The 21,718-nt window shown below is 63.9% G+C and carries 20 protein-coding genes; 5 read left to right on the plus strand and 15 right to left on the minus strand.

Going from position 1 to position 21,718, the window contains the following annotated elements; translation table 11 throughout:
- Window positions 1-161: 161 nt before the first annotated feature.
- The 11 genes from AC5O5I_RS25380 to AC5O5I_RS25430 all read right to left on the minus strand — a co-directional run bounded on the left by AC5O5I_RS25380 (window position 162) and on the right by AC5O5I_RS25430 (window position 12,449).
- The gene (locus tag AC5O5I_RS25380; protein WP_172228235.1) at window positions 162-1,454 is read right to left on the minus strand and encodes an adenylosuccinate synthase; all 1,293 of its coding nucleotides are present in this window, start codon (window positions 1,452-1,454) and stop codon (window positions 162-164) included.
- Between the two features lie 56 nt (window positions 1,455-1,510).
- Window positions 1,511-2,698 carry an ATP phosphoribosyltransferase regulatory subunit gene (locus AC5O5I_RS25385; protein WP_172228233.1) on the minus strand — a complete coding sequence of 396 codons (1,188 nt, stop codon included), beginning with the start codon at window positions 2,696-2,698 and terminating at the stop codon, window positions 1,511-1,513.
- A 300-nt stretch (window positions 2,699-2,998) separates the two neighbouring features.
- The gene (hflC, locus tag AC5O5I_RS25390; RefSeq protein ID WP_172228231.1) at window positions 2,999-3,868 is read right to left on the minus strand and encodes a protease modulator HflC; all 870 of its coding nucleotides are present in this window, start codon (window positions 3,866-3,868) and stop codon (window positions 2,999-3,001) included.
- Entirely contained in the window at window positions 3,868-5,049 is a 1,182-nt protein-coding gene (gene hflK, locus AC5O5I_RS25395) for an FtsH protease activity modulator HflK (RefSeq protein WP_172228229.1), read from the minus strand. Before hflK ends, hflC begins: the two co-directional genes overlap by 1 nt.
- Before the next feature lie 96 nt (window positions 5,050-5,145).
- Entirely contained in the window at window positions 5,146-6,447 is a 1,302-nt protein-coding gene (gene hflX, locus AC5O5I_RS25400; RefSeq protein ID WP_172228227.1) for a ribosome rescue GTPase HflX, read from the minus strand.
- A 12-nt stretch (window positions 6,448-6,459) separates the two neighbouring features.
- A complete protein-coding gene (gene hfq, locus AC5O5I_RS25405; RefSeq protein ID WP_172228225.1) occupies window positions 6,460-6,720 on the minus strand; it encodes an RNA chaperone Hfq in 261 nt (86 codons plus the stop codon).
- Window positions 6,721-6,814: 94 nt separating this feature from the next.
- A complete protein-coding gene (gene miaA, locus AC5O5I_RS25410) occupies window positions 6,815-7,786 on the minus strand; it encodes a tRNA (adenosine(37)-N6)-dimethylallyltransferase MiaA (protein ID WP_172228223.1) in 972 nt (323 codons plus the stop codon).
- Between the two features lies 1 nt (window position 7,787).
- Window positions 7,788-9,689, minus strand: a complete 1,902-nt coding sequence (gene mutL / locus AC5O5I_RS25415; RefSeq protein WP_172286243.1) for a DNA mismatch repair endonuclease MutL — start codon at window positions 9,687-9,689, stop codon at window positions 7,788-7,790.
- The gene (locus AC5O5I_RS25420) at window positions 9,686-11,116 is read right to left on the minus strand and encodes an N-acetylmuramoyl-L-alanine amidase (protein WP_172232312.1); all 1,431 of its coding nucleotides are present in this window, start codon (window positions 11,114-11,116) and stop codon (window positions 9,686-9,688) included. Before AC5O5I_RS25420 ends, mutL begins: the two co-directional genes overlap by 4 nt.
- Window positions 11,117-11,127: 11 nt before the next feature.
- Window positions 11,128-11,601, minus strand: a complete 474-nt coding sequence (tsaE, locus tag AC5O5I_RS25425) for a tRNA (adenosine(37)-N6)-threonylcarbamoyltransferase complex ATPase subunit type 1 TsaE (protein WP_172232309.1) — start codon at window positions 11,599-11,601, stop codon at window positions 11,128-11,130.
- Window positions 11,589-12,449 (minus strand): NAD(P)H-hydrate dehydratase, encoded by an 861-nt coding sequence (locus tag AC5O5I_RS25430; protein ID WP_172286242.1) that lies wholly within the window; start codon window positions 12,447-12,449, stop codon window positions 11,589-11,591. The genes tsaE and AC5O5I_RS25430 overlap by 13 nt, the downstream gene beginning before the upstream one ends.
- Before the next feature lie 65 nt (window positions 12,450-12,514).
- Between AC5O5I_RS25430 and queG the strand changes: the two genes are divergently transcribed.
- Window positions 12,515-13,594, plus strand: coding sequence for a tRNA epoxyqueuosine(34) reductase QueG (queG, locus tag AC5O5I_RS25435; RefSeq protein ID WP_172286241.1), 1,080 nt, complete (start codon window positions 12,515-12,517; stop codon window positions 13,592-13,594).
- A 94-nt stretch (window positions 13,595-13,688) separates the two neighbouring features.
- On the opposite strand, the gene AC5O5I_RS25440 is transcribed toward queG, so the two are convergent.
- Window positions 13,689-14,300, minus strand: a complete 612-nt coding sequence (locus AC5O5I_RS25440; RefSeq protein WP_172230471.1) for a trimeric intracellular cation channel family protein — start codon at window positions 14,298-14,300, stop codon at window positions 13,689-13,691.
- A gap of 91 nt (window positions 14,301-14,391) precedes the next feature.
- Window positions 14,392-14,934 carry an oligoribonuclease gene (orn, locus tag AC5O5I_RS25445; protein ID WP_172230468.1) on the minus strand — a complete coding sequence of 181 codons (543 nt, stop codon included), beginning with the start codon at window positions 14,932-14,934 and terminating at the stop codon, window positions 14,392-14,394.
- A gap of 151 nt (window positions 14,935-15,085) precedes the next feature.
- Between orn and rsgA the strand changes: the two genes are divergently transcribed.
- Window positions 15,086-16,117: a small ribosomal subunit biogenesis GTPase RsgA gene (gene rsgA / locus AC5O5I_RS25450; RefSeq protein WP_172230465.1), complete on the plus strand. Its 1,032-nt coding sequence runs from the start codon at window positions 15,086-15,088 to the stop codon at window positions 16,115-16,117.
- A gap of 253 nt (window positions 16,118-16,370) precedes the next feature.
- Here rsgA and motB read toward each other — a convergent pair whose 3' ends face one another.
- Both motB and motA read right to left on the minus strand, forming a co-directional pair.
- Window positions 16,371-17,411, minus strand: coding sequence for a flagellar motor protein MotB (gene motB, locus AC5O5I_RS25455; RefSeq protein ID WP_172230462.1), 1,041 nt, complete (start codon window positions 17,409-17,411; stop codon window positions 16,371-16,373).
- A 3-nt stretch (window positions 17,412-17,414) separates the two neighbouring features.
- Complete coding sequence (gene motA / locus AC5O5I_RS25460; protein ID WP_172286237.1) at window positions 17,415-18,266, minus strand: flagellar motor stator protein MotA; 852 nt, start codon at window positions 18,264-18,266, stop codon at window positions 17,415-17,417.
- Window positions 18,267-18,396: 130 nt separating this feature from the next.
- Between motA and AC5O5I_RS25465 the strand changes: the two genes are divergently transcribed.
- Genes AC5O5I_RS25465 through asd form a run of 3 tightly spaced genes read left to right on the plus strand, consistent with a single transcriptional unit; the run spans window position 18,397 to window position 21,659 of the window.
- Window positions 18,397-19,932, plus strand: a complete 1,536-nt coding sequence (locus tag AC5O5I_RS25465) for an HDOD domain-containing protein (RefSeq protein WP_172231174.1) — start codon at window positions 18,397-18,399, stop codon at window positions 19,930-19,932.
- A 44-nt stretch (window positions 19,933-19,976) separates the two neighbouring features.
- Window positions 19,977-20,786, plus strand: coding sequence for a rhodanese-like domain-containing protein (locus AC5O5I_RS25470; protein ID WP_494511755.1), 810 nt, complete (start codon window positions 19,977-19,979; stop codon window positions 20,784-20,786).
- 9 nt (window positions 20,787-20,795) lie between these two features.
- A complete protein-coding gene (gene asd, locus AC5O5I_RS25475; protein ID WP_256676307.1) occupies window positions 20,796-21,659 on the plus strand; it encodes an archaetidylserine decarboxylase in 864 nt (287 codons plus the stop codon).
- Window positions 21,660-21,718: the final 59 nt, after the last annotated feature.

A 21,718-nucleotide genomic window follows, 5' to 3' on the forward strand; every position in this document is an offset into this window, starting at 1 on the left:
CTGGCGCCACTATTTTGATGGCATCGTCAGAAACTTCTTACAGCAAGGGTTGTGCCGGGGGCAGCAGGGATAAACGCCAAGGTTCAGCAATGGGTTATCCATGAATGAAAACGCCGCGGCCCCTTTCAGGGCCGCGGCGTCAGATCAGCCTGGAGGGCAGATCAGGCGAACGGGTGACGCAGAACGATGGTTTCGTTGCGGTCCGGGCCGGTGGAGATGATGTCGATCGGCGCGCCGGTCAGCTCCTCGATGCGCTTGATGTAAGCGCGGGCAGCTTCTGGCAGCTCTTCCAGGGTCTTGGCACCCAGGGTCGATTGGCTCCAGCCTGGCATCTCTTCGTACACCGGCTCCAGGCCGATGTAGCTGTCGGCATCGGAAGGGGCGTCGATGACGGCACCGTTCTCGTTCTTGTAGCCAACGCAGATGTTGATGGTTTCCAGGCCGTCCAGCACGTCCAGCTTGGTCAGGCAGATGCCCGAGATGCTGTTGACGTCAATGGCGCGACGCAGGATCACGGCATCGAACCAGCCGCAACGACGGGCACGGCCGGTGGTGGAACCGAACTCGTGGCCACGCTTGGCCAGGGTAGCGCCGGTCTCGTCGAACAGTTCGGTCGGGAACGGGCCCGAACCTACGCGAGTGGTGTACGCCTTGGTGATACCCAGGATGTAGTCCAGGTACATTGGGCCAACGCCGGAACCGGTGGAGATACCGCCAGCGGTGGTGTTGGAGCTGGTGACGTACGGGTAGGTACCGTGGTCGATGTCCAGCAGCGAGCCCTGGGCGCCTTCGAACATGATGTCCTTGCCGGCACGACGCAGGTTGTGCAGCTCGGCGGTGACGTCGAGCATCATCGGCTTGAGCTGTTCGGCGTAGGCCATGCACTCGTCCAGGGTTTGCTGGAAGTCGATGGCCGGCTCTTTGTAGTAGTTCACCAGCTGGAAGTTGTGGTAGTCCAGCAGCTCACCCAGCTTGGCGGCGAAACGCTCACGGTGGAACAGGTCGCCAACGCGCAGGCCGCGGCGCGCGACCTTGTCTTCGTAGGCTGGGCCGATACCACGGCCGGTGGTGCCGATCTTGGCTTCGCCACGGGCTTTTTCACGGGCCTGGTCGAGGGCCACGTGGTACGACAGGATCAGCGGCGCAGCCGGGGAGATGCGCAGGCGCTCGCGCACCGGTACGCCCTTCTCTTCCAGCTTGGTGATTTCGCGCATCAGGGCATCCGGGGCAACGACCACGCCGTTGCCGATCAGGCACTGTACGCCTTCACGCAGGATGCCGGACGGAATCAGGTGCAGCACGGTTTTTTCACCGTTGATCACCAGGGTGTGGCCCGCATTGTGGCCACCTTGGTAGCGCACTACGGCGGCAGCATGTTCGGTCAGCAGATCGACGATCTTGCCTTTGCCCTCATCACCCCATTGGGTGCCCAGGACGACGACATTCTTACCCATTACATTGGTCCTCATTCACGCAAACTTGGTTGCCGGCCTGTTGCCGACGCAGAAACTCACTGGGCCAGCGGCAGAACCTGCCAGCGCCCGTCTTGCTGAATCAATTGCCGATCACAATCCGCCTCGAGAGCAGCACTCAACGGCTGGCCAGGCAGAGCCTGGACCACACGCTGGCCCTCGTTGCGCAACTGGCAGACTTGCTGCCAGAGGGCCGCGTCGCCACTGTCCGGCATCCAGATGCCGCCAGTTGGCAATACGACCTCCGCTCGCCCCAGTGTGACCAGGGTCTTCAAATCCGTGGAGAAACCGGTTGCCGGGCGGGCCCGGCCAAAGTCGGCGCCGATGTCGTCGTAGCGCCCGCCCTGGGCGATCGACTGACCTTCGCCCGGCACGAACACGGCGAACACCACGCCGGTGTGATAGTGGTAACCGCGCAGCTCGCCGAGGTCGAAGTACAGCGGCAGGTCCGGGTAGCGCGACGCCAGGCGATCAGCGATCGCCAGCAGGTCGTCCAGCGCCGCCAGCACGCTGGCAGGGGCACGGCCCAGGCGCACACGGGCCTCGTTCAGCACCTCGCGGCCACCGCACAGCTCGACCAGTGCGCGCAGCATGTTGCCCAGGTCCTTCGGCAGGTCGGCAGTCAGTGCCTGCACTTCGTCCACCGACTTGCGCTGCAGCGCGTCGAACAACTGCTGCTCGACCGCACCGGACAGGCCGGCCGCACGCGCCAGGCCGCGGTAGATGCCGACGTGGCCCAGGTCCATGTGCACATCCGGCACATCGGCCAGTTGCAGCGTGGCCAGCATCAGGCTGATGACTTCGACGTCGCTGGTGGGGCTGGCGTCGCCGTACAGCTCGGCACCCAGCTGGATCGGGCTGCGCGAGGTCGACAGCGCACGCGGCTGGGCGTGCAGCACGCTGCCGGCATAGCACAGGCGGCTCGGGCCTTCACGGCGCAGGGTGTGGGCGTCGATGCGCGCCACCTGCGGAGTGAAGTCGGCACGGAAGCCCATCAGGCGGCCGGACTGCGGGTCCACCACCTTGAAGGTGCGCTGATCCAGGTCCTGGCCGGCGCCGGTAAGCAGCGACTCCAGGTACTCGATATGCGGGGTGACGACCAGTTCGTAACCCCAACTCTGGAACAGGTCCAACACCTGGCGGCGCGCAATTTCGATGCGCGCAGCCTCAGGTGGCAGTACTTCCTCGATGCCATCTGGCAGTAGCCAGCGGTCTACCGTTGCCATTACGCCATTTCCCCTCTGGTCCGGGCGGCTGCCAGCAGGCAAGCCGTCAGTAAAGCCGGTATCGCGCACAGCAGCGGGCAGCACTGATCCCAGCGCAGCCACCGTACCCGACACCCTCAAATTGCCTTGCGACCTGACCAAACCGTCAACTGGCGCAGTGCCAATCAACCTTGCAGACGCAAAAAAGCCGGGAAATTTCCCGGCTGCCTCATCATACACCCCTTTTGATTCAGGATGCACCCTGCCTGGAATTTTACCTGCCAGGCGGGGTGCTCCCGATTCAGCTCAGGGGCCTGAGCATCAAGGCCTGCTCTTGTCCAGGTAACGGAAGAACTCGTTCTTCGGGTCCAGGACCATCACGTCGCTCTTGCTCGAGAAGCTCTCGCGGTATGCCTGCAGGCTACGGTGGAACGCATAGAAATCAGCGTCCTGGCTGTAGGCCTTGGCATAGATAGCGGCCGCCTGGGCATCACCATCACCGCGGGTTTCTTCTGCTTCGCGATAAGCCTCGGCCAGCAGCACACGGCGCTGACGGTCGGCATCGGCACGGATACCTTCAGCCAGCTCGTTACCCTTGGCACGGTGCTCGCGGGCTTCACGCTCACGCTCGGTGCTCATGCGGTCGAACACGCTGCGGTTGACTTCCTTCGGCAGGTCGATGGCCTTGACGCGAACGTCGACCACCTCGATGCCCAGCTCCTTGTTGGCCATGCGGTTCAGCGAAGCAGTGATGTCAGCCATCAGTGCGTCACGTTCACCGGAAACCACCTCGTGCAGGGTACGTTTACCAAACTGGTCACGCAGGCCGCTTTCCAGACGACGCGACAAGCGCTCGTCGGCGATCTGCTTCATGCCGGACGTGGCGGTGTAGAAACGTTCCGCATCCTTGACGCGCCACTTGGCGTAGGCGTCGACCATCACCGCTTTCTTCTCCAGGGTCAGGAACCGTTGGGTCGGGGCGTCGAGGGTCATCAGACGGGCGTCGAACTTGCGCACCTGGTTGACGTACGGAATCTTCACGTGCAGGCCAGGCTGGACATCGGCCTGGACCACCTTACCGAAACGCAGCATTACCGCGCGCTCGGTCTGGCCCACGATGTAGAAGCTGTTCCAGGCCACAATGGCCAAAACCACGGCGACGATCAGGGCGATCAGCGATCTATTGCTCATCAGCGGCTCTCCCTAGTGCGCAGCGGCTGCTGTTGCTGTTGCAGGTCCTGCGCTGCACGCGCGGCCGCATCGTTGGCCGATGGCGACACGCTGCCGGTTGGCGCGGACGGGTTGCGGCTGCCTTCGACCATCTTGTCCAGTGGCAGGTAGAGCAGGTTGTTCTGCCCGTCCTTGGTCGCCACCATGACCTTGCTCGAATTGCTGTAGACCTCTTGCATGGTCTCCAGATACAGACGCTCACGGGTTACGTCAGGTGCCTTGCGGTACTCGACGAGCAGCTTGGTGAAGCGGTCTGCCTCACCCTTGGCGCGAGCGATGACTTCGTCGCGGTAACCATTGGCGTCCTCGATGATGCGCTGGGCCTGACCACGGGCTTCGGGGACCACGCCATTGGCGTAGGACTCGGCCTGGTTGCGGGCGCGCTGCTCGTCTTCGCGGGCACGGATCACGTCGTCGAAGGCTTCCTGCACTTCACGCGGGGCTGCCGCGCTCTGTACGTTGACCTGGGTCACGGTGATACCGGTACGGTAGTTGTCGAGGAAGCGCTGCAGGCGTTCGCGGATATCCACGGCCATCTGCTCACGGCCTTCGGTCAGCACCTGGTCCATCGAGGTGGAACCCACCACGTGGCGCAGGGCGCTGTCGGTCGCGTGCTGAAGGCTTACCTCAGGCTGGTCGACGTTGAGCACGAAGTCCTGCAGGTTGCTGATCTTGTACTGGACGGTCAGCGGCACCTCGACGATGTTCTCGTCTTCGGTGAGCATCTGGCCCTGCTTGGTGTAGGCACGCTCGCGCGTGACGTTTTCCATGTACTTGCGATCGATTGGCGGGAAGTAGATGTTCAGGCCGGGACCGACCGTCTCATAGTACTTGCCGAAGCGCAGCACCACGGCCTGCTCCTGCTCGTCGACCACGTACACGGCGCTGTACAGCCAGATAGCCGCCAGCACCGCCAGGCCAATGCCCAGCAGACCATAGCCGCCACCCTTGCCGACATTGCGGTCACCGCCGCCACGTTTCTTGTTACCACCGAACATGCCATTCAGGCTGTCCTGCAGTTTGCGGAAGGCCTCGTCCAGATCCGGCGGACCTTTCTTGTCACCACCGCCGCCGCCGCCACCACGGCGACCGCCCCAGGGATCCTGATTGTTCGAGTTGCCACCCGGCTCGTTCCAAGCCATAGCGCTCTCCATCTGATAAAGCAAAGACGCGCCCACGGCGCGCCGTCCAATGCTACAGAATGCCTGTCACTGCTGCCCGGCGACCTCGACGAGCATTTATTGCAAAGTGTGTTGCTCGACAAACACTTGCGGCTCCATGCCTTCACGGCTGACCAGGCGATTCAGTTCGACCATGGGCAGTCGCACGCTCAGCAAGCTGCGCCCTTCTTCATCATGCTCTTCACTGCGCACGGCACCCAGGGCAAAGAATTGCGCGCGCAAGCGGGCAAAACGCTGCTCCAGGCACAGTGTGCCGACAAACAGATCATCCCCCAGCAATTCTGCAATCGCCTGGCCTACAAGCTCCAGGCCACGCCCATCGCGTGCCGATACCCAGACCCGCTGCGGCTTGCCATCGGCATCGCGCTGGATCTGCGGCTCGACATCTTCGAGCAGGTCGAGTTTGTTATACACCTCGAGGATCGGCAAGCCTTCGGCACCAATCTCGCCCAATACCGCCAGCACCTGCTCGATCTGCTCCATGCGCTCTGGCTCATGGGCGTCGATCACGTGCAGCAGCAGGTCGGAGTTGCTCGACTCTTCGAGCGTAGCCCGAAATGCCTCGACCAGCTTGTGCGGCAGGTGGCGTATGAAGCCCACGGTGTCGGCCAGCACGATCGGCCCCAGGTCGTTCAGCTCAAGCCGGCGCAGGGTCGGGTCGAGCGTGGCGAACAGCTGGTCGGCAGCGTACACCTCGGATTGGGTCAGGGCGTTGAACAGCGTGGACTTGCCGGCGTTGGTGTAACCCACCAGCGACACCGACGGGATGTCTGCGCGTTTGCGCCCGCGACGCGCCTGCTCGCGCTGGCTGCGCACCTTCTCCAGGCGTGACTTGATCTGGCGAATACGCACCCGCAACAGGCGGCGGTCGGTTTCCAGCTGGGTTTCACCCGGGCCGCGCAGGCCGATACCACCTTTTTGTCGCTCAAGGTGGGTCCAGCCGCGCACCAGCCGCGTGCTCATGTGGTCCAGCTGGGCCAGTTCGACCTGCAGCTTGCCTTCATGGGTACGCGCCCGCTGGGCGAAGATATCGAGGATCAGCCCGGTCCGGTCGAGCACACGGCACTCGAACACACGTTCGAGGTTGCGCTCCTGACTGGGCGTGAGGGTGTGATTGAAAATCACCAGGTCGACCTGCTCGGCATGGACCAGGTCGTGCAGCTCCTCGACCTTGCCGCTGCCAATCAGGTATTTCGCCGAAGGCTGATGCCTTGTCACTGTCACCAGCGAGACGATATCCGCCCCGGCCGACAGTGCCAGCTCCTGAAACTCCTGCGGATCTTCGCGCGCCTCAGGGTTCTGACCTTCCAAGTGAACGAGCAACGCCCGCTCACCACCACCGTGGCGCTCAAAGAACAATGCAGGCTCCTATCAGGCGTTGCCTGGCTCGCTGTCGCCGTGCTCGGCATCGGTCGGGCTTGGCAGGCGAACCGGACGGGCCGGAACCACGGTCGAAATGGCGTGCTTGTAGACCATCTGGCTGACGGTGTTCTTCAGCAGTACCACGAACTGGTCGAAGGATTCGATCGAGCCCTGCAGCTTGATTCCGTTGACCAGATAGATGGATACCGGAACCTTTTCTTTTCTCAAGGTATTCAAGTAAGGGTCTTGTAGCGAATGCCCTTTTGACATATGCCGCACTCCTGTAAGGATAAATAATAGAAAATCAATAAAATCGATAAATTAGGCCGCCCCTTCGCAAGAATAGACGGCAATCAGCAGGGACTCAGCTCAATATGGAGATGGCCCCAAGGTATTTCAAGGTGCGGGACAGATTGTCGCAGGCCAGGCTGTCAAGCCAGTGAACATCGGGCCAGCCACGCAACCAGGTGAACTGCCGCTTGGCCAGCTGCCGAGTAGCGATGATACCGCGTTCTCGCATCTCATTCTCAGTCAGCTTGCCGTCCAGGTAATCCCAGACCTGCCGATAACCCACTGCCCGTATAGACGGCAGCCCGGCGTGCAAGTCACTTCTGGCTCGCAGCGATCGGACCTCTTCAACGAAGCCCTGTTCCAGCATTTGTGAAAATCGTAACGCAATTCGCTGATGCAAAATGTGACGATCTGTAGGAGCAATCGCCAAACTCGCGACAGTATAGGGCAAATGTCCGGCAGCGCCTGCGTCTGCGCCGCGACTTTCAGCGAATTGACGCTGGCGATGAACCGTCATGCTCTCGCCGCTCACCCGAAACACCTCCAGCGCACGGATCAACCGCTGCGGGTCGTTGGGGTGAATTCGCGCTGCCGACTCGGGGTCGATTTCGGCCAGTTGGCGGTGCAGTTCGGCCAGGCCCAAGGCGTCTGCCTGGGCTTCCAGCTCGGCACGGACCGCAGCATCGGCCGCCGGCATGTCTGCCAGGCCATCGATCAAGGCCTTGTAATAGAGCATGGTGCCACCCACCAGCAGCGGGATCTTGCCGCGCGCGGTAATGTCGGCCATGGCTTCCAGTGCGTCGGCACGGAACTGCGCGGCCGAATAGCTCTCGGCCGGGTCGCGAATGTCGATCAGCCGGTGCGGGTGGGCGGCAAGGATTTCTTTCGAGGGCTTGGCCGAACCAATGTCCATGCCGCGGTAGACCAGCGCCGAGTCGACGCTGATCAACTCGCACGGCAGCACCTTGGTCAGCTCGATAGCCAGGTCGGTCTTGCCGGCCGCCGTCGGGCCCATCAGGAATATTGCAGGGGGCTTGACGCTCATTTCATCGACCGCGCAGGAAGAGTTTGTCCAGGTCGTCCAGGCCCATCTGGGTCCAGGTGGGACGGCCATGGTTGCACTGGCCGCTGCGTTCGGTGTTTTCCATGTCGCGCAGCAGGGCATTCATCTCGGGTATTGCCAGGCGCCGGTTGGCGCGCACCGCGCCGTGGCAGGCCATGGTGCCCAGCAGTTCGTTTAGGTGCGCCTGGATACGGTCGCTGGTGCCGTACTCCATCAGGTCGGCGAGCACGTCCTGCACCAGGCGGTTGGCCTCGGCCTGCTTGAGCAGCGCCGGAATCTGGCGGATCGCCAGGCTTTCCGGGGCCAGGCGCTGCAATTCGAAGCCCAGGCGCTGGAACCACTGCGCGTGCTCTTCGGCGCAGTCGGCTTCGCGCTGGCTCAAGGCCAGGGTTTCCGGTACCAGCAGCGGCTGGCCGCTGAGGCCTTCGCTGGCCATGGCCACTTTGAGGCGCTCGTACATGATGCGCTCGTGGGCGGCATGCATGTCCACCAGCACCAGGCCGACGGCGTTCTCGGCCAGGATGTAGATACCCTTGAGCTGCGCCAGCGCATACCCCAGCGGCGGGATGTCACCCTGGCTTTCAGGCAGGGCCGTCGCTGGCGCCGCGCCACCACCTTCCAGCGGTTTGTAAAAGTCGCGATAGACCGCCTGCGCCTCGGCGGCCGGCAGCGGCTGCGAAGGACGTGGCGTGTACTGGTACTGGTAACCCGCGCCACTGCCACCGTTGGAAAACGACTGTTGCGGGGCACGCGGCTGCTCAAGCACCGGCGAGGCCAGGCGCATTTCACCCTGCGGCCCGAATTCGCCGGCCTGCGGGCCTGTGGGGCGGACCATCTCGGTCACCGCAGCAGGCGCCGCCAACTGGTCTTCCGGGCGTACATCGGCCAGGGCGCGGTGCAGAGTGCCATACAGGAAGTCGTGAACCGAGCGCCCTTCGCGGAAGCGCACCTCGTGCTTGGTCGGGTGCACGTTGACGTCGACGCCGTTGGGTTCCAGCTCGAGAAACAGCACGAACGTCGGATGCCGCCCGTTGAACAGCACGTCGCGGTAGGCCTGGCGCACCGCGTGGGCGACCAGCTTGTCGCGCACTGCACGGCCGTTGACGAAGAAGTACTGCAGGTCTGCCTGGCTGCGCGAGAAGGTCGGCAGGCCGACCCAGCCCCACAGGCGCAAGCCGTTGCGTTCGACGTCGATCGGCAGCGCCTGCTCCATGAAGCCCGCGCCACAGATGGCGCCCACCCGCCGTGCGCGGGCGGTCTCGTCGTGGGCTTCGTGCAGGCTGAGGATGCTCTTGCCGTTGTGACGCAGGTGGAAGCCGACATCGAAACGCGCCAGGGCCAGCCGCCGGATGACTTCCTGCAGGTGATCGAATTCGGTTTTCTCGGCCTTGAGGAACTTGCGCCGGGCCGGGGTATTGAAGAACAGGTCACGCACTTCCACCGACGTACCGACCGGGTGAGCCGCCGGCTGTACCCGCGGGGTCATGTCGCGACCTTCGGTTTCCACCTGCCAGGCCTCGCTGGCGCTGGCGGTACGCGAGGTCAGGGTCAGGCGCGCCACCGAGCTGATCGAGGCCAGGGCCTCACCACGGAAGCCCAGGCTCAATACCCCTTCAAGGTCTTCCAGCTCGCGGATCTTGCTGGTGGCGTGACGGGCCAGGGCCAGCGGCAGGTCGTCGGCGGAAATACCACTGCCGTCGTCACGCACCTTCAGCAGCTTGACGCCGCCCTGCTCCACGTCCACGTCGATACGTCGGGCGCCGGAGTCCAGGCTGTTTTCCAGCAGCTCCTTGGCGACAGAGGCCGGCCGCTCGACCACTTCGCCGGCGGCAATCTGGTTGGCCAGCCGCGGGCTGAGCAGCTGGATGCGCGAACCACCACTCATTGCGAAGCCAGCGTGGTGGCCGGGACATCGAGGCGCTGGCCGACCTTCAGCTCATCGGTCTTGAGGCTGTTGGTGCTGCGCAGGCTGGCAACGCTGACCTGGTAGCGCACGGCGAGCATGGCCAGGGTTTCGCCTGGGCGAACCGTGTGCTCACGCGGGCCTGCGGCAATCTTGCCGGTGTCGCGCAGCCAGGCCACATAGGTGCCCGGTGGCGGGTTCTGCTGGAAGTACTGGCGCACGCCCGTGTGAATAGAACGGGCCAGGGCCTGCTGGTGGCTGGCGGTGGCCAGTTTGGCCGCTTCGTTGTTGTTCGAGATGAACCCGGTTTCAACGAGGATCGACGGAATATCCGGGGATTTCAGCACCATGAAGCCGGCTTGCTCCACACGCTGCTTGTGCAGCGAGGTGACGCGACCCATGTTGCCCAGCACCTTCTGCCCGACGTTGAGGCTGGAGCTGAGGGTGGCGGTCATCGACAGGTCGAGCAGCACACCGGCCAACATCCGGTCCTTGTCATCCAGGCTGACATTGCCCGCACCACCGATAAGGTCTGAGCGGTTTTCCGTGTCGGCCAGCCAGCGCGCGGTTTCGGAGGTGGCACCACGGTCGGACAAGGCGAACACCGAGGCGCCAAAGGCAGCCCGCGACGGTGCGGCGTCAGCATGAATGGAGATGAACAGGTCGGCGCCCTTCTTGCGGGCGATTTCCGTGCGTTTGCGCAGCGGGATGAAATAGTCGCCAGTACGGGTCAGCTCGGCCCGGAAGCCTTTCTCGCGGTTGATCTGGCGCTGCAGCTCTTTGGCGATCTGCAGCACGATGTCTTTTTCATGCTGACCACGCGAGCCGGATGCACCCGGGTCTTCGCCGCCATGGCCGGCGTCGATGGCGACCACGATGTCCCGCTTGCCGCTCGGTACCGGCGGCAGCTTGATGGCGGGCTGGGCCGGGCTCACCGGCACCGCAGGGGTGGTCGCCGGGGTTTGTACCGGGGTCGGGGCCGGGGGCGGGGCGCTGGCGGCGATGGCGTCGGCTTCCTGGTCGTACAGGTCGACCACCAGGCGATTGCCATACTGGGCGTTGGGCGCCAGGGTGAAACTCTTTGGGGTGACCGATTTTTTCAGGTCGACCACCACGCGCAGGTCGGTCGGCGTCCGCTGGGCCGAACGCACGCTGCTTATCGGCGTGTTGGAGGTGGCCACGTTCAGTGGCGCAGCCAAGGTTGCGCCATTGATGTCGATAACCAGGCGGTCCGGCGCGCTGAGGGTGAAGACACTATGCTGCACGGGGCCTGAAAGGTCGAAGACCAGCCGCGTGTTGTCCGGCGCGCGCCACAGGCGCATGCTCTTGACTTGAGTGACGGCCAGAGCGTCAACGGTCACCGTTGTCAGCAGCAGCCCAACGATGGCGACCAGTGCGCGTATGCGCATACCTACCCCACTTACTGTTTATAGTGTTCGGCCAGTGCGACGCACCAGGCCTCGCCGCGAGCCCCCTGCGGCGAAAGGATCAGCGAGCGTCCGCCCGCTTGGGGGCTTATGGTAATGGTCAGGTCAGGCTTTGGCAAAACGCCCGTACCCTTTTCTGGCCACTCGAACAGGCAAAGCGGGTCGCCGTCGAAATAGTCACGAATACCCATGTACTCCAGCTCCTCAGGATCGACCAGGCGATACAGGTCGAAGTGAAAGGCTCGGACCTCGCCGATTTCGTAGGGTTCGACCACGGTGAAGGTAGGGCTTTTCACTGCACCAGTATGGCCCAGCCCACGAATCAGGCCACGCGACAGGGTGGTTTTACCCGCACCCAGGTCACCTTCCAGAAAAATCACGCCGCGACCGCCGGTCACTTCGGCCATTTTGCCGCCGAAGGCGACCATGGCCGCTTCATCGGCCAGAAACAGGGTTAAACCAGACACGCAGAATGCTCCTCCAACAACTCACGAATGACCGGCGCCAGATCGCTGGCCGCCAGGCCTCTACCATTCACACCCAGACGCTCGCCGGCACAGGCGTGCAGCCATACCGCCAGGCCGGCCGCCTCCCAGGCGCCAAGCCCCTGGGCCAACAACGCCGCCAGTACACCGGTCAGCACATCGCCTAGCCCCGCGCCCGCCATCGCCGGGTGACCGCGCTCGCACAGCGCCAGCTTGCCGGTGGGATCCGCCACCAGGGTGCCAGCGCCTTTAAGCACGCAGACGCTGTTGTAACGACGCGCCAGCTTGCGCGCAGCACCCGGGCGGTCCGCCTGCACCGCCTCGGTGGAAATCCCTAGCAGGCGGGCTGCCTCCCCTGGGTGGGGGGTGAGGACGCTGCCGCTGGGCAAGGCCAGCGGGGTGCGCGCCAGCAGGTTCAGGGCGTCGGCATCCCATACCTGCGGCCGCTCGGCATTGGCCACTGCCGACAGCAGGCTACGGCCCCATGCGGCCTGGCCCAGGCCTGGGCCGACCACCAGCACCGAGGCGCGCTCCAGCACACCCATCACCTGGTTGGCCGAACTGACGCCCAGACACATGACCTCGGGCAGGCGCGTCAGGCTGGCCGCGACGTGCTCCGGCCGGGTTGCCACGCTGACCAGCCCGGCGCCACAGCGCAATGCGGCTTCAGCGCTGAGCAGTACAGCGCCACCGGTACCGAGGTCGCCACCAACCACCAGCACATGGCCAAAGTCGCCTTTATGGGCGTGCGCATGCCGTGCCGGCAGGTGCGCGACGGTCACGCTGCTGAGCATTTGTTGGGTCAGGCTTGGGTGTTTGGTCTGCGGCATGGGGTCAAAGGCTCCAATGTCTGGCAGAATTATACGCACCTGAGCCCGTATTGCCTTGCCCATCCATGTCCGCTTCTACGCCTGACCTCGCCCAACTGGCCCAATCCATCAAGATTTGGGGCCAGGAACTCGGTTTTGCCCACGTCGGCATCGCCGGGGTCGACCTTGGCGAACATGAACACCACCTGCAGCGCTGGCTCGACGCCGGCTACCAGGGCGAAATGGAATACCTGGGCGCCCACGGCAGCAAGCGCTCGCACCCCGACCAGCTGATCCCTGGCACGGTACGCGTGGTATCGCTGCGCATGGACTACCTGCCCGGCGACACGCAGATGGCACAGCGCCTGGCGCAGCCGGAGAAAGCCTACGTGTCGCGCTACGCCCTGGGCCGCGATTACCACAAGCTGGTGCGCAAGCGCGTGCAGTTTCTGGCCGACCGCATTCAGGAGGCGATCGGCCCGTTCGGCTACCGCGCGTTCGTCGACAGCGCACCGGTGCTGGAAAAGGCCTTGGCCGAACAGGCCGGGCTGGGCTGGATCGGCAAGAACACCTTGCTGCTCAACCGCAAAGCGGGTAGCTACTTTTTCCTCGCCGAACTGTTCGTCGAACTGCCGCTGCCGGTGGACGAAGCCACCACCAGCGAGCACTGCGGGCGCTGCCAGGCCTGCCTGGACATCTGCCCGACCCAGGCGTTTGTCGGGCCTTATGTGCTGGATGCGCGGCGTTGTATTTCCTACCTGACCATCGAGCTGCGGGGGCCAATCCCCGTCGAGTTGCGCTCGATGATGGGCAACCGGGTGTTCGGTTGCGACGACTGCCAGATCGTCTGCCCATGGAACCGCTTTGCAAGGCATAGCCAGGAGCAGGACTTCCAGCCCCGGCACGGGCTGGAGAATGCCGAGCTGGCTGAAATGTTCTTGTGGGATGAACGGACCTTCCTGCGCAAGACCGAGGGCGGGCCTTTGCGCCGGGCGGGGTATGAGCGCTGGTTGCGCAACCTGGCGGTGGGCTTGGGCAATGCGCCGTCGACCATTCCGGTGATAGAAGCGCTGAAGGCGCGGCGCGAGGATGCGTCTGAATTGGTGCGCGAGCACGTCGAGTGGGCGCTGGCCCGGCACGGCGTTGAAGGGGATGGAGGCCGCTAGGCGTAATCGTTGATTTTGATGGTGTTGCAGACATCGAGCGCCGCCCGCGCGGCGCTCGATCCCACAGGCGCAGCAACCCTCAAGACGAGCGCACTTACTGCTGATCGTTGTAATGAAACTTGGGCATTTCCCAGTGAAAACGTATCGCCAGCAACCGCACCAGAAACCCGCCGAACAAGGTCAGCAGCATCGCCTGCTCCGCCGGCACCTGGAAATACACACAACCCAGGTAGAACCAGGCCGCCGCGAACGACACGCTGGCATAAAGCTCACGACGGAACACCAGCGGAATGTCGTTGCAGAAGATATCCCGCAGGATGCCGCCAAACACCCCGGTGATCACCCCGCTGATCGACGCCACCAGCATGCCCTGCCCCATCTCCAGCGCGGTCATGCAGCCAATCAGGGTAAAGGCCACCAGGCCCAGGGCGTCGAGCACCAGAAACAATGAGCGCAGGCGGCGCATCATCGGTGCGATGAAAATGGTCAGCAGCGCAGCAAGGCTGGTCAACACCAGGTACTCCGGGTGCTTCACCCAGGTCAGCGGGTAATGCCCGAGCAGCACGTCACGCACCGAACCGCCACCCAGGGCCGTTACGCAGGCGATCAGTACCACGCCAAACCAGTCCATGCCGCGGCGTCCGGCAGACAATGCACCGGTCATGGCTTCGGCGGTGATGGCGATGAGGTAGAGCATCAACAACATGGCGCGGGTCCCTGCAGGAAAGGCGCGCAGTCTAACCAGTTGCCCAAGGCACCAAAAGGGGGCGCAGGCACAATATCTGCGCCCTTTCGGCTCACACCTTGATGAAGTGCTCGCGATAGTGGCGCAGCTCGGCGATCGATTCGCGGATATCATCCAGCGCCAGGTGGGTGTTGCCCTTCTTGAAGCTGTCGCGAACGTCCGGCGCCCAGCGCGCGGCCAGCTCCTTCAAGGTCGAGACATCCAGGTTGCGGTAATGGAAGTAGTTTTCCAGGTCGCGCATATGGCGGTAGAGGAAGCGGCGGTCCTGGCAGATGCTGTTGCCGCAGATCGGCGACTTGCCTTTCGGCACCCACTGCTCAAGGAAGGCGATGGTCTGCGCCTCGGCTTCGGCCATGCCGACCTTGCTCTCGCGCACACGCTGGGTCAGGCCCGAGCCGCCATGGGTGCGGGTGTTCCACTCGTCCATGCGCGCCAGCACTTCGTCACTGTGGTGAATGGCGATCACCGGGCCCTCGGCCAAGGTGTTCAGCTCGCTGTCGGTGACGATGGTGGCCATCTCGATGATGACGTCGCTGTCCGGATCCAGCCCGGTCATTTCCAGGTCGATCCAGATCAGGTTCTGTGGGTTTTGCATGCAGGTGCTCCTTGTATAGGCCGTCATAGTAGCCTAGTGGCCGGGGCACGCCCATGCGCCGCATGCAGGTAAGCGGAATGGTCCTCAGCCTGCCGTGCTAAACTGCCTGCCGTTTCAATCTGCCCCTACACCGAACCACCACGGAAATTTCATGGCCAAACGCCAGCTCAATCGCCGCCAGAACTGGCGTATCGAAAAAATCCAGGGCGAGCGCGCCGCGCGCGCCGCCAAACGCGAGCAGAATGCGCTGCAGGAACTGGAAGGTGGCGACCTGGGGCCGGAGCAACTGGGCCTGGTGATCGCGCACTTCGGCGTGCAGGTCGAGGTGGAAGCCCAGGACGGTGAAACCGCCGGCCAGGTATTCCGCTGCCACTTGCGCGCCAACCTGCCAGCGCTGGTCACCGGCGACCGTGTGGTATGGCGTGCGGGCAACCAGGGTATCGGCGTGATCGTGGCGCAGATGCCACGCAGTACCGAGCTGTGCCGCCCGAACAACCACGGCCAGTTGAAGCCGGTAGCCGCCAACGTCGACTTGATCGTGATCGTGTTCGCACCGGCCCCGGAGCCGCACCCGAACCTGATCGACCGCTACCTGGTCGCCGCCGAACATGCCGGCCTGCGCCCGCTGCTGCTGCTGAACAAGGCCGACCTGGTCAACGACGAGAACGGCCCCGGCCTGCATGCACTGCTGGAGGTCTACCGCGAGCTCGGCTACCCGCTGCTGGAGGTCTCGGCACACCACGGCGACGGCATGCAGCGCCTGCAACAACAGCTCGATGGCCACATCAGCGTGTTCGTCGGGCAGTCCGGGGTAGGCAAGTCGTCGCTGGTCAACAGCCTGCTGCCGGATGCCGGCACCCGCGTCGGCGACCTGTCCGAATGGTCTGGCCAGGGCACCCACACCACCACCACCGCGCGCCTGTACCACTTCCCCAACGGCGGCGACCTGATCGACTCGCCGGGCATCCGCGAGTTCGGCCTTGGCCACGTCAGCCGTACCGATGTGGAAGACGGTTTCATCGAGTTTCGCGACCTGTTCGGCACCTGCCGCTTCCGCGACTGCAAGCATGATCGCGAACCGGGCTGTGCGCTGCTCAAGGCGCTGGACGAAGGCCGTATCAAGCCGCAGCGCATGAACAGCTACCGCTCGATCATCGCCAGCTTGACGGAAGACAGCTACTGACCGGCTTGGCATTTATGCTGCCCGTGAGATCGAGCGCCGCCCGCGCGGCGCTTCGCGGGGCAAGCCCTAATGCCAGTCAGTTAAGGCTAGTGGGGCTGCTGCGCAGCCCATCGCCGCGGTTCGTCGCCACGACAAGCCAGCTCCCACCCCGACCGCAGCGAATTCAAGCCATGCGCCGTACTTGTGGGAGCCTGGCTTGCCGGCGATGGGCCGCAAAGCGGCCCCAATTGCTTAACTGAGGGCGCGAAAGGGCTTACTGCTCCTTGGCTTCATCCATCTTCAACGTGCCCTCTTCGAAGATATTCAGTTTCTGACGCAGCTCACGCGGCTGCATCGGCGCCTGCTCTGCGTCGGCGCCAGGCCCCGGGTTAGCTGGCGCAGCCGGTGCAGATACCCCCGGCGCAGCGCCACTGGCGGGCGCCGCAGGCTCGGCAGCCGGCGCGCCCTGCTCACCCTCGATGTCGCGCTGGGCCTTCTTGGTCAGCACGATGATGTCGATGCGGCGATTGACCGGGTTGAACGGGTTCTTGCGGTCGAACAGCGAAGACGAGGCATAGCCCACCACCCGCGCCACCTGGCCATCCGGATAGCCACCGGCGACCAGGGCGCGGCGCGCGGCGTTGGCGCGGTTGGCCGACAGCTCCCAGTTGCCGAATTCGCCAGCGCCGGCATACGGTTTGGCATCGGTGTGGCCGCTGACGCTGATCTTGTTCGGCACTGCCTTGATCGTGTCGGCCATCGCCAGCAGGATGTCTTCGAAGTACGGCTGCAGGCGCGCGCTGCCGATGTCGAACATCGGCCGGTTCTCGGCGTCCATGATCTGGATGCGCAAGCCGTCCTGGGTAATCTCGAACAGGATCTGGTCCTTGAACTTCTGCAGCTGCGGGTTCTCTTCCACCTTGTTCTGCAGTTCCTGCAGCAGCAGCTCCAGGCGCTCACGCTCGACCTGCTCGGCCATGGTCTCGACCTGGTCTTTGTTCAACTGAGTGGGGGACTGCTGCGTCGGCTCGGTCTTCACTTCCGGATTGATGGTTTTCTCCGGCGCCATCTCAGGTGAACCACCCAGGTCGATGACATAAGGCGTGCCGCTCTCGGAGAAACCGATCGGGTCCTGGAAGTAGCCGGCAATGGCGATCTTCTGCTCAGGCGTGGCCGTGGACAACAGCCACAGCACCAGGAAGAACGCCATCATCGCCGTGGCGAAGTCGGCAAAGGCGATTTTCCAGGCGCCACCATGGTGGCCGCCGCCATAGCGCTTGACACGCTTGACGATGATGGGCTGATTGTTCTCCATGACTCAGCGACCGCGAACCGCTTGTTCCAGCTCGGCGAAGCTTGGGCGGTGCTTGGGGTATAGCACCTTGCGCCCGAATTCGACCGCCAGCGAAGGCGGCATGCCCGAGGCCGAGGCCACCAGCGAGGCCTTGATCGATTCGTAGAGGTTCAACTCTTCCTTGGCGTCGTGCTCCAGGCACTTGGCCAGCGGGCCGAAGAAGCCGTAGGCAGCCAGAATACCGAAGAAGGTACCCACCAGCGCTGCACCCACGTGCATGCCGATGGCCGCCTGGTCACCATCGCCCAGCGAGGCCATGGTCACCACGATACCCAGTACCGCCGCAACGATACCGAAACCCGGCATGCCGTCGGCGATGCCGGTCACGGCATGCGACGGGTGCTCGAGCTCTTCCTTCATGCTCAGCAGTTCCATGTCGAACAGGCCCTCGAGCTCGTGCGGGGCCATGTTGCCGGTGGACATGATGCGCAGGTAGTCGCAGACGAATGCGGTCATGCGCTCGTCGGCCAGCACCGTCGGGTACTTGGCGAAGATCGGGCTGGCGGCGGCGTCCTCGATGTCGGCCTCGATGGCCATCATGCCTTCGCGACGGCTCTTGTTGAGAATCTCGTAGACCAGGCCCAGCACTTCCAGGTAGTAGGCGTGGCTGAAGCGCGAGCCGAACATCTTCATCGACTTCTTGATGACGTGCATTGTCATGTAGCCGGGGTTGGCCTGGAGGAATGCACCGAAGGCCGCACCGCCGATGATCAGTACTTCGAACGGCTGGATCAGCGCTGCGATCTTGCCGTGGGAGAGCACGTACCCGCCGAGCACGCTCGCGAATACGACGATGATGCCGATAATTTTAGCCATAGGTTCAAAGCACTTGCTGTCGTGGTCAGGGTGAGAGACGGGAGCTTTAAAACTCTTCTTCTACTTATCGGCAGAACTGCGCCAGACTATAGCCACTCAAAGCGAAAAGCCAGTTCGGACTGATGTCAAAATGCCAATTGAAACCAAGGTGCCCGCTCAGGCTCCACGTACGCTAGAGGCCTGGGTAAAGCTGCTGGAGAGTGTTCGCATCCCCGTGCCGAAGCACAGCTACGACCGGGTCATGGCCGCCATCAATGATAGCCGCCGCTCGCTGCGCGATATCGCCGAACTGATGCAGGATAGCCCGGCGCTGGTGCTGTCGGTGATGCGCGAAGCCAATCACCCCACCAATGCCAGCCAGGCCGAGCCCGCCGAAAGCCTGGAGGTCGCCCTCAACCGCCTGGGCCTGGAGCGCAGTGCACAGCTGCTCAAGCGCCTGCCTGCGGTGCCGGTCGAAGATATCCCGCCGGTGCTCAGCCAGTTTCAGCTGATCAGCCAGCATGCCTCGCAACAGGCCAGCGGCCTGTTCGCCAGCCGTCTGGCGCGGCTGTGGCAAGAAATTCACTGGGGCAGCCTGCTGTTCCTGTCGCCACTGTGGCCGCTGGCGCTGGCCTACCCCAAGCTGCTCGACACCTGGGAACTGCGGGTTATCCACAAGGGTGAGGACGCCGCTCTGGTAGAGGACGAGCTATTTGGCGTGCGCATCATGGCGCTGTGTCAGACCATGGCGGAATACTGGCGGCTGCCACAGTGGGTGACCCAGGGTTATCGTCTGCTGCTGGAAGAGCGCGAACAACTCGCTCAGGTACTGAGCATCGCCCGCGACGAGGACTTGCTCAGCCAGCAACACCGCCTGGATGCAGAACCCGGCCTGCGCCGCTGGTTCAACCAGCCGGCCAACACTGTGTTGCTGGCCAACAATCTGGCCCTGGCAGCGCAGGTGGGCTGGGACAACCCGCACCTGCTGCGCTGGCAACTGCTGACCGCGCTGTACCTGCAGACTTCATTGGCAGACGTGCAGCAGCAGATGCACCAGCAGGCTGCCGCCAGCGCCCGTCGCCACGCCCGCCATGCCCTGTTCCACCCGGCCGAAGCGCTGATCTGGCCATGGCACCAACGCCGCCCGCACCCTGACATGCTGGCCCCGCCACCACCCAGCAGCGACGACCTGGCGCGCTGGCGCACGCTGTGCCAGGACCTGCTGGCCCAGCCCAGCCCGTTCACCAACACCGTGCACCTGGCGACGCAGGCTCGCGAGGCCCTGCTGGCCTGCGGCATGCAGCGCATCATGCTGTTGAGCCTGGACAAGGCCAGCGACTACCTGCGCGTGCAGCAGATCGCCGGCCTGGCAAAGGAAGCAAGCGCTCTGGCCCTGCAAGTGTCGCAGAACAAACTGCTGCAGAAGCTGCTGTCCCAGGCCGGGCAGCTGCGCATCACCCCGGAAAACCACAGCCAGTTCTCGGCCCTGCTGCCCGCGCCGCTGCGTGCCTTGTTCCGCAGCGAGCATGTGCTGCTACGCTCGTTGGCGGTGAACGATCAGGTGCTGATGCTGCTGGTGGCCGACCAGGGCTGCCGGCCGCTGGCCGATATCAGCGTGCAAGCCTTCGGCAAAACCGCGCAATGCATCGAGCGAGCCTTGTCGGTGTTTGCCAACCGCAAGGGCTGAGCCTTGCGCTACAATCGCCCCTCTTTCCACACTGGAGACCGTGGATGACTGACTTTACCGGCCTGCCCCTGGTGATCGAAGCCACGGACCTGCTGCCCCGCCTGGATTCGCCGCAGCTGATCCTGATCGACCTCAGCAGTGCCAACCGCTATGTCAGCGGGCATATCCCCGGCGCTCGCTTTGTCGAAGGCAAGCGTACCCAGCTTGGCCAGCCCCCCGCGCCCGGCCTGCTGCCACCCTTGGGCGATCTGGAAAAACTGTTCAGCGAGCTCGGCCACCGCGATGATGCCGTGTACGTGGTCTATGACGATGAGGGCGGCGGCTGGGCCGGGCGCTTCATCTGGCTGCTCGACGTGATCGGCCACAAGGGCTACCACTACCTCAATGGCGGTATCCAGGCCTGGCCGGCAGACAGGCTGTCCACCGAGGTACCTGCCAGTGGCACCGCCCCGGTACGCCTGCACATCGACAGCGCCCCAACTGCAACCCGCGAGTACCTGCAAAGCCGCCTGGGCTCCGATGACCTGGTGGTCTGGGACGCCCGCGCACCGCAGGAATTCAACGGCGAGAAGGTGCTGGCCGCCAAGGCTGGCCACATCCCCGGCGCAATCAACTTCGAGTGGACCGCCGGCATGGACCTCAACGACCACCTGCGCATCCGCCCAGACATCAAACAAGTTCTCGAGCAACTGGGCATCACCCCCGACAAGGAAGTGATCACCCACTGCCAGACCCACCGCCGCTCCGGTTTCACTTACCTGGTGGCCAAATCCCTCGGCTATCCACGCGTCAAGGCCTATGCCGGCTCGTGGAGCGAATGGGGCAACCACCCGGACACGCCTGTAGAAGTCTAAGGAACCTGCATGAAATCCCGTTTGTTCATCATCAGCCAGTACCTGCTGCCGCACCATCTGCTGTCGCGGCTGGCCGGCTGCATCGCCGAGTGCCGCGTGCGCTGGTTCAAGAACGCCTTTACCGCCTGGTTCGCCAAGCGCTACCAGGTGAACATGGCCGAAGCCATGGTCGAGGACCTCAGTGCCTACGAGCACTTCAATGCCTTCTTCACCCGCGCCCTGAAACCCGGCGCCCGCCCGCTGGACGAGACCCCGGGCGCCATCCTCTGCCCGGCCGACGGCGCCGTCAGCCAGCTCGGCCCGATCGAGCATGGCCGCATCTTCCAGGCCAAGGGCCACGGCTTCAGCGCCCAGGAGCTGCTGGGTGGTGACCCGGCCATGGCCGCGCCGTTCATGGGCGGCGAGTTCGCCACCATCTACCTGTCGCCCAAGGACTATCACCGCGTGCACATGCCGCTGGCCGGTACCTTGCGCGAAATGGTCTATGTGCCGGGCCGGCTGTTCTCGGTCAACCAGACGACTGCAGAGAACGTCCCCGAGCTGTTCGCCCGCAACGAGCGTGTGGTCTGCCTGTTCGATACCGAACGCGGGCCGATGGCGGTGGTACTGGTTGGCGCCATGATCGTCGCTTCGATCGAAACCGTGTGGGCCGGGCTGGTGACGCCGCCCAAGCGTGAGCTGAAGACCTTCCGTTATGACGAGGGCAGCCGTGCGCCGATTCACTTGGAAAAAGGTGCCGAGCTGGGGCGCTTCAAGCTGGGTTCGACCGCCATCGTGCTGTTCGGGCCAGAGCAGGTGAAGTGGGCTGAGAGTCTGGGTGCCGGGTCGGCGGTACGCATGGGGCAGCAGCTGGCGGTGCCTGTGCAGGCTTGATTCAAGCCATATGAAAAAGGCCCTGCACATGCAGGGCCTTTTTTCAGGGCTGCAAAGCA

This window comes from Pseudomonas sp. 9_2_1 (assembly GCF_059295275.1).

Bases quoted from the DNA above. Each gene is read 5' to 3' on its own strand.
- AC5O5I_RS25470 (WP_494511755.1), top strand. From the start codon at position 19,977: ATGACTGACTTTACCGGCCTGCCCCTGGTGATCGAAGCCACGGACCTG.
- AC5O5I_RS25420 (WP_172232312.1), bottom strand. From the start codon at position 11,116: ATGCGCATACGCGCACTGGTCGCCATCGTTGGGCTGCTGCTGACAACG.
- AC5O5I_RS25440 (WP_172230471.1), bottom strand. From the start codon at position 14,300: ATGTTGTTGATGCTCTACCTCATCGCCATCACCGCCGAAGCCATGACC.
- miaA (WP_172228223.1), bottom strand. From the start codon at position 7,786: ATGAGCGTCAAGCCCCCTGCAATATTCCTGATGGGCCCGACGGCGGCC.
- orn (WP_172230468.1), bottom strand. From the start codon at position 14,934: ATGCAAAACCCACAGAACCTGATCTGGATCGACCTGGAAATGACCGGG.
- hflC (WP_172228231.1), bottom strand. From the start codon at position 3,868: ATGAGCAATAGATCGCTGATCGCCCTGATCGTCGCCGTGGTTTTGGCC.
- mutL (WP_172286243.1), bottom strand. From the start codon at position 9,689: ATGAGTGGTGGTTCGCGCATCCAGCTGCTCAGCCCGCGGCTGGCCAAC.
- queG (WP_172286241.1), top strand. From the start codon at position 12,515: ATGTCCGCTTCTACGCCTGACCTCGCCCAACTGGCCCAATCCATCAAG.
- motA (WP_172286237.1), bottom strand. From the start codon at position 18,266: ATGGCTAAAATTATCGGCATCATCGTCGTATTCGCGAGCGTGCTCGGC.
- hfq (WP_172228225.1), bottom strand. From the start codon at position 6,720: ATGTCAAAAGGGCATTCGCTACAAGACCCTTACTTGAATACCTTGAGA.
- AC5O5I_RS25430 (WP_172286242.1), bottom strand. From the start codon at position 12,449: ATGCCGCAGACCAAACACCCAAGCCTGACCCAACAAATGCTCAGCAGC.
- AC5O5I_RS25380 (WP_172228235.1), bottom strand. From the start codon at position 1,454: ATGGGTAAGAATGTCGTCGTCCTGGGCACCCAATGGGGTGATGAGGGC.
- hflK (WP_172228229.1), bottom strand. From the start codon at position 5,049: ATGGCTTGGAACGAGCCGGGTGGCAACTCGAACAATCAGGATCCCTGG.
- asd (WP_256676307.1), top strand. From the start codon at position 20,796: ATGAAATCCCGTTTGTTCATCATCAGCCAGTACCTGCTGCCGCACCAT.
- rsgA (WP_172230465.1), top strand. From the start codon at position 15,086: ATGGCCAAACGCCAGCTCAATCGCCGCCAGAACTGGCGTATCGAAAAA.
- AC5O5I_RS25465 (WP_172231174.1), top strand. From the start codon at position 18,397: ATGCCAATTGAAACCAAGGTGCCCGCTCAGGCTCCACGTACGCTAGAG.
- AC5O5I_RS25385 (WP_172228233.1), bottom strand. From the start codon at position 2,698: ATGGCAACGGTAGACCGCTGGCTACTGCCAGATGGCATCGAGGAAGTA.
- motB (WP_172230462.1), bottom strand. From the start codon at position 17,411: ATGGAGAACAATCAGCCCATCATCGTCAAGCGTGTCAAGCGCTATGGC.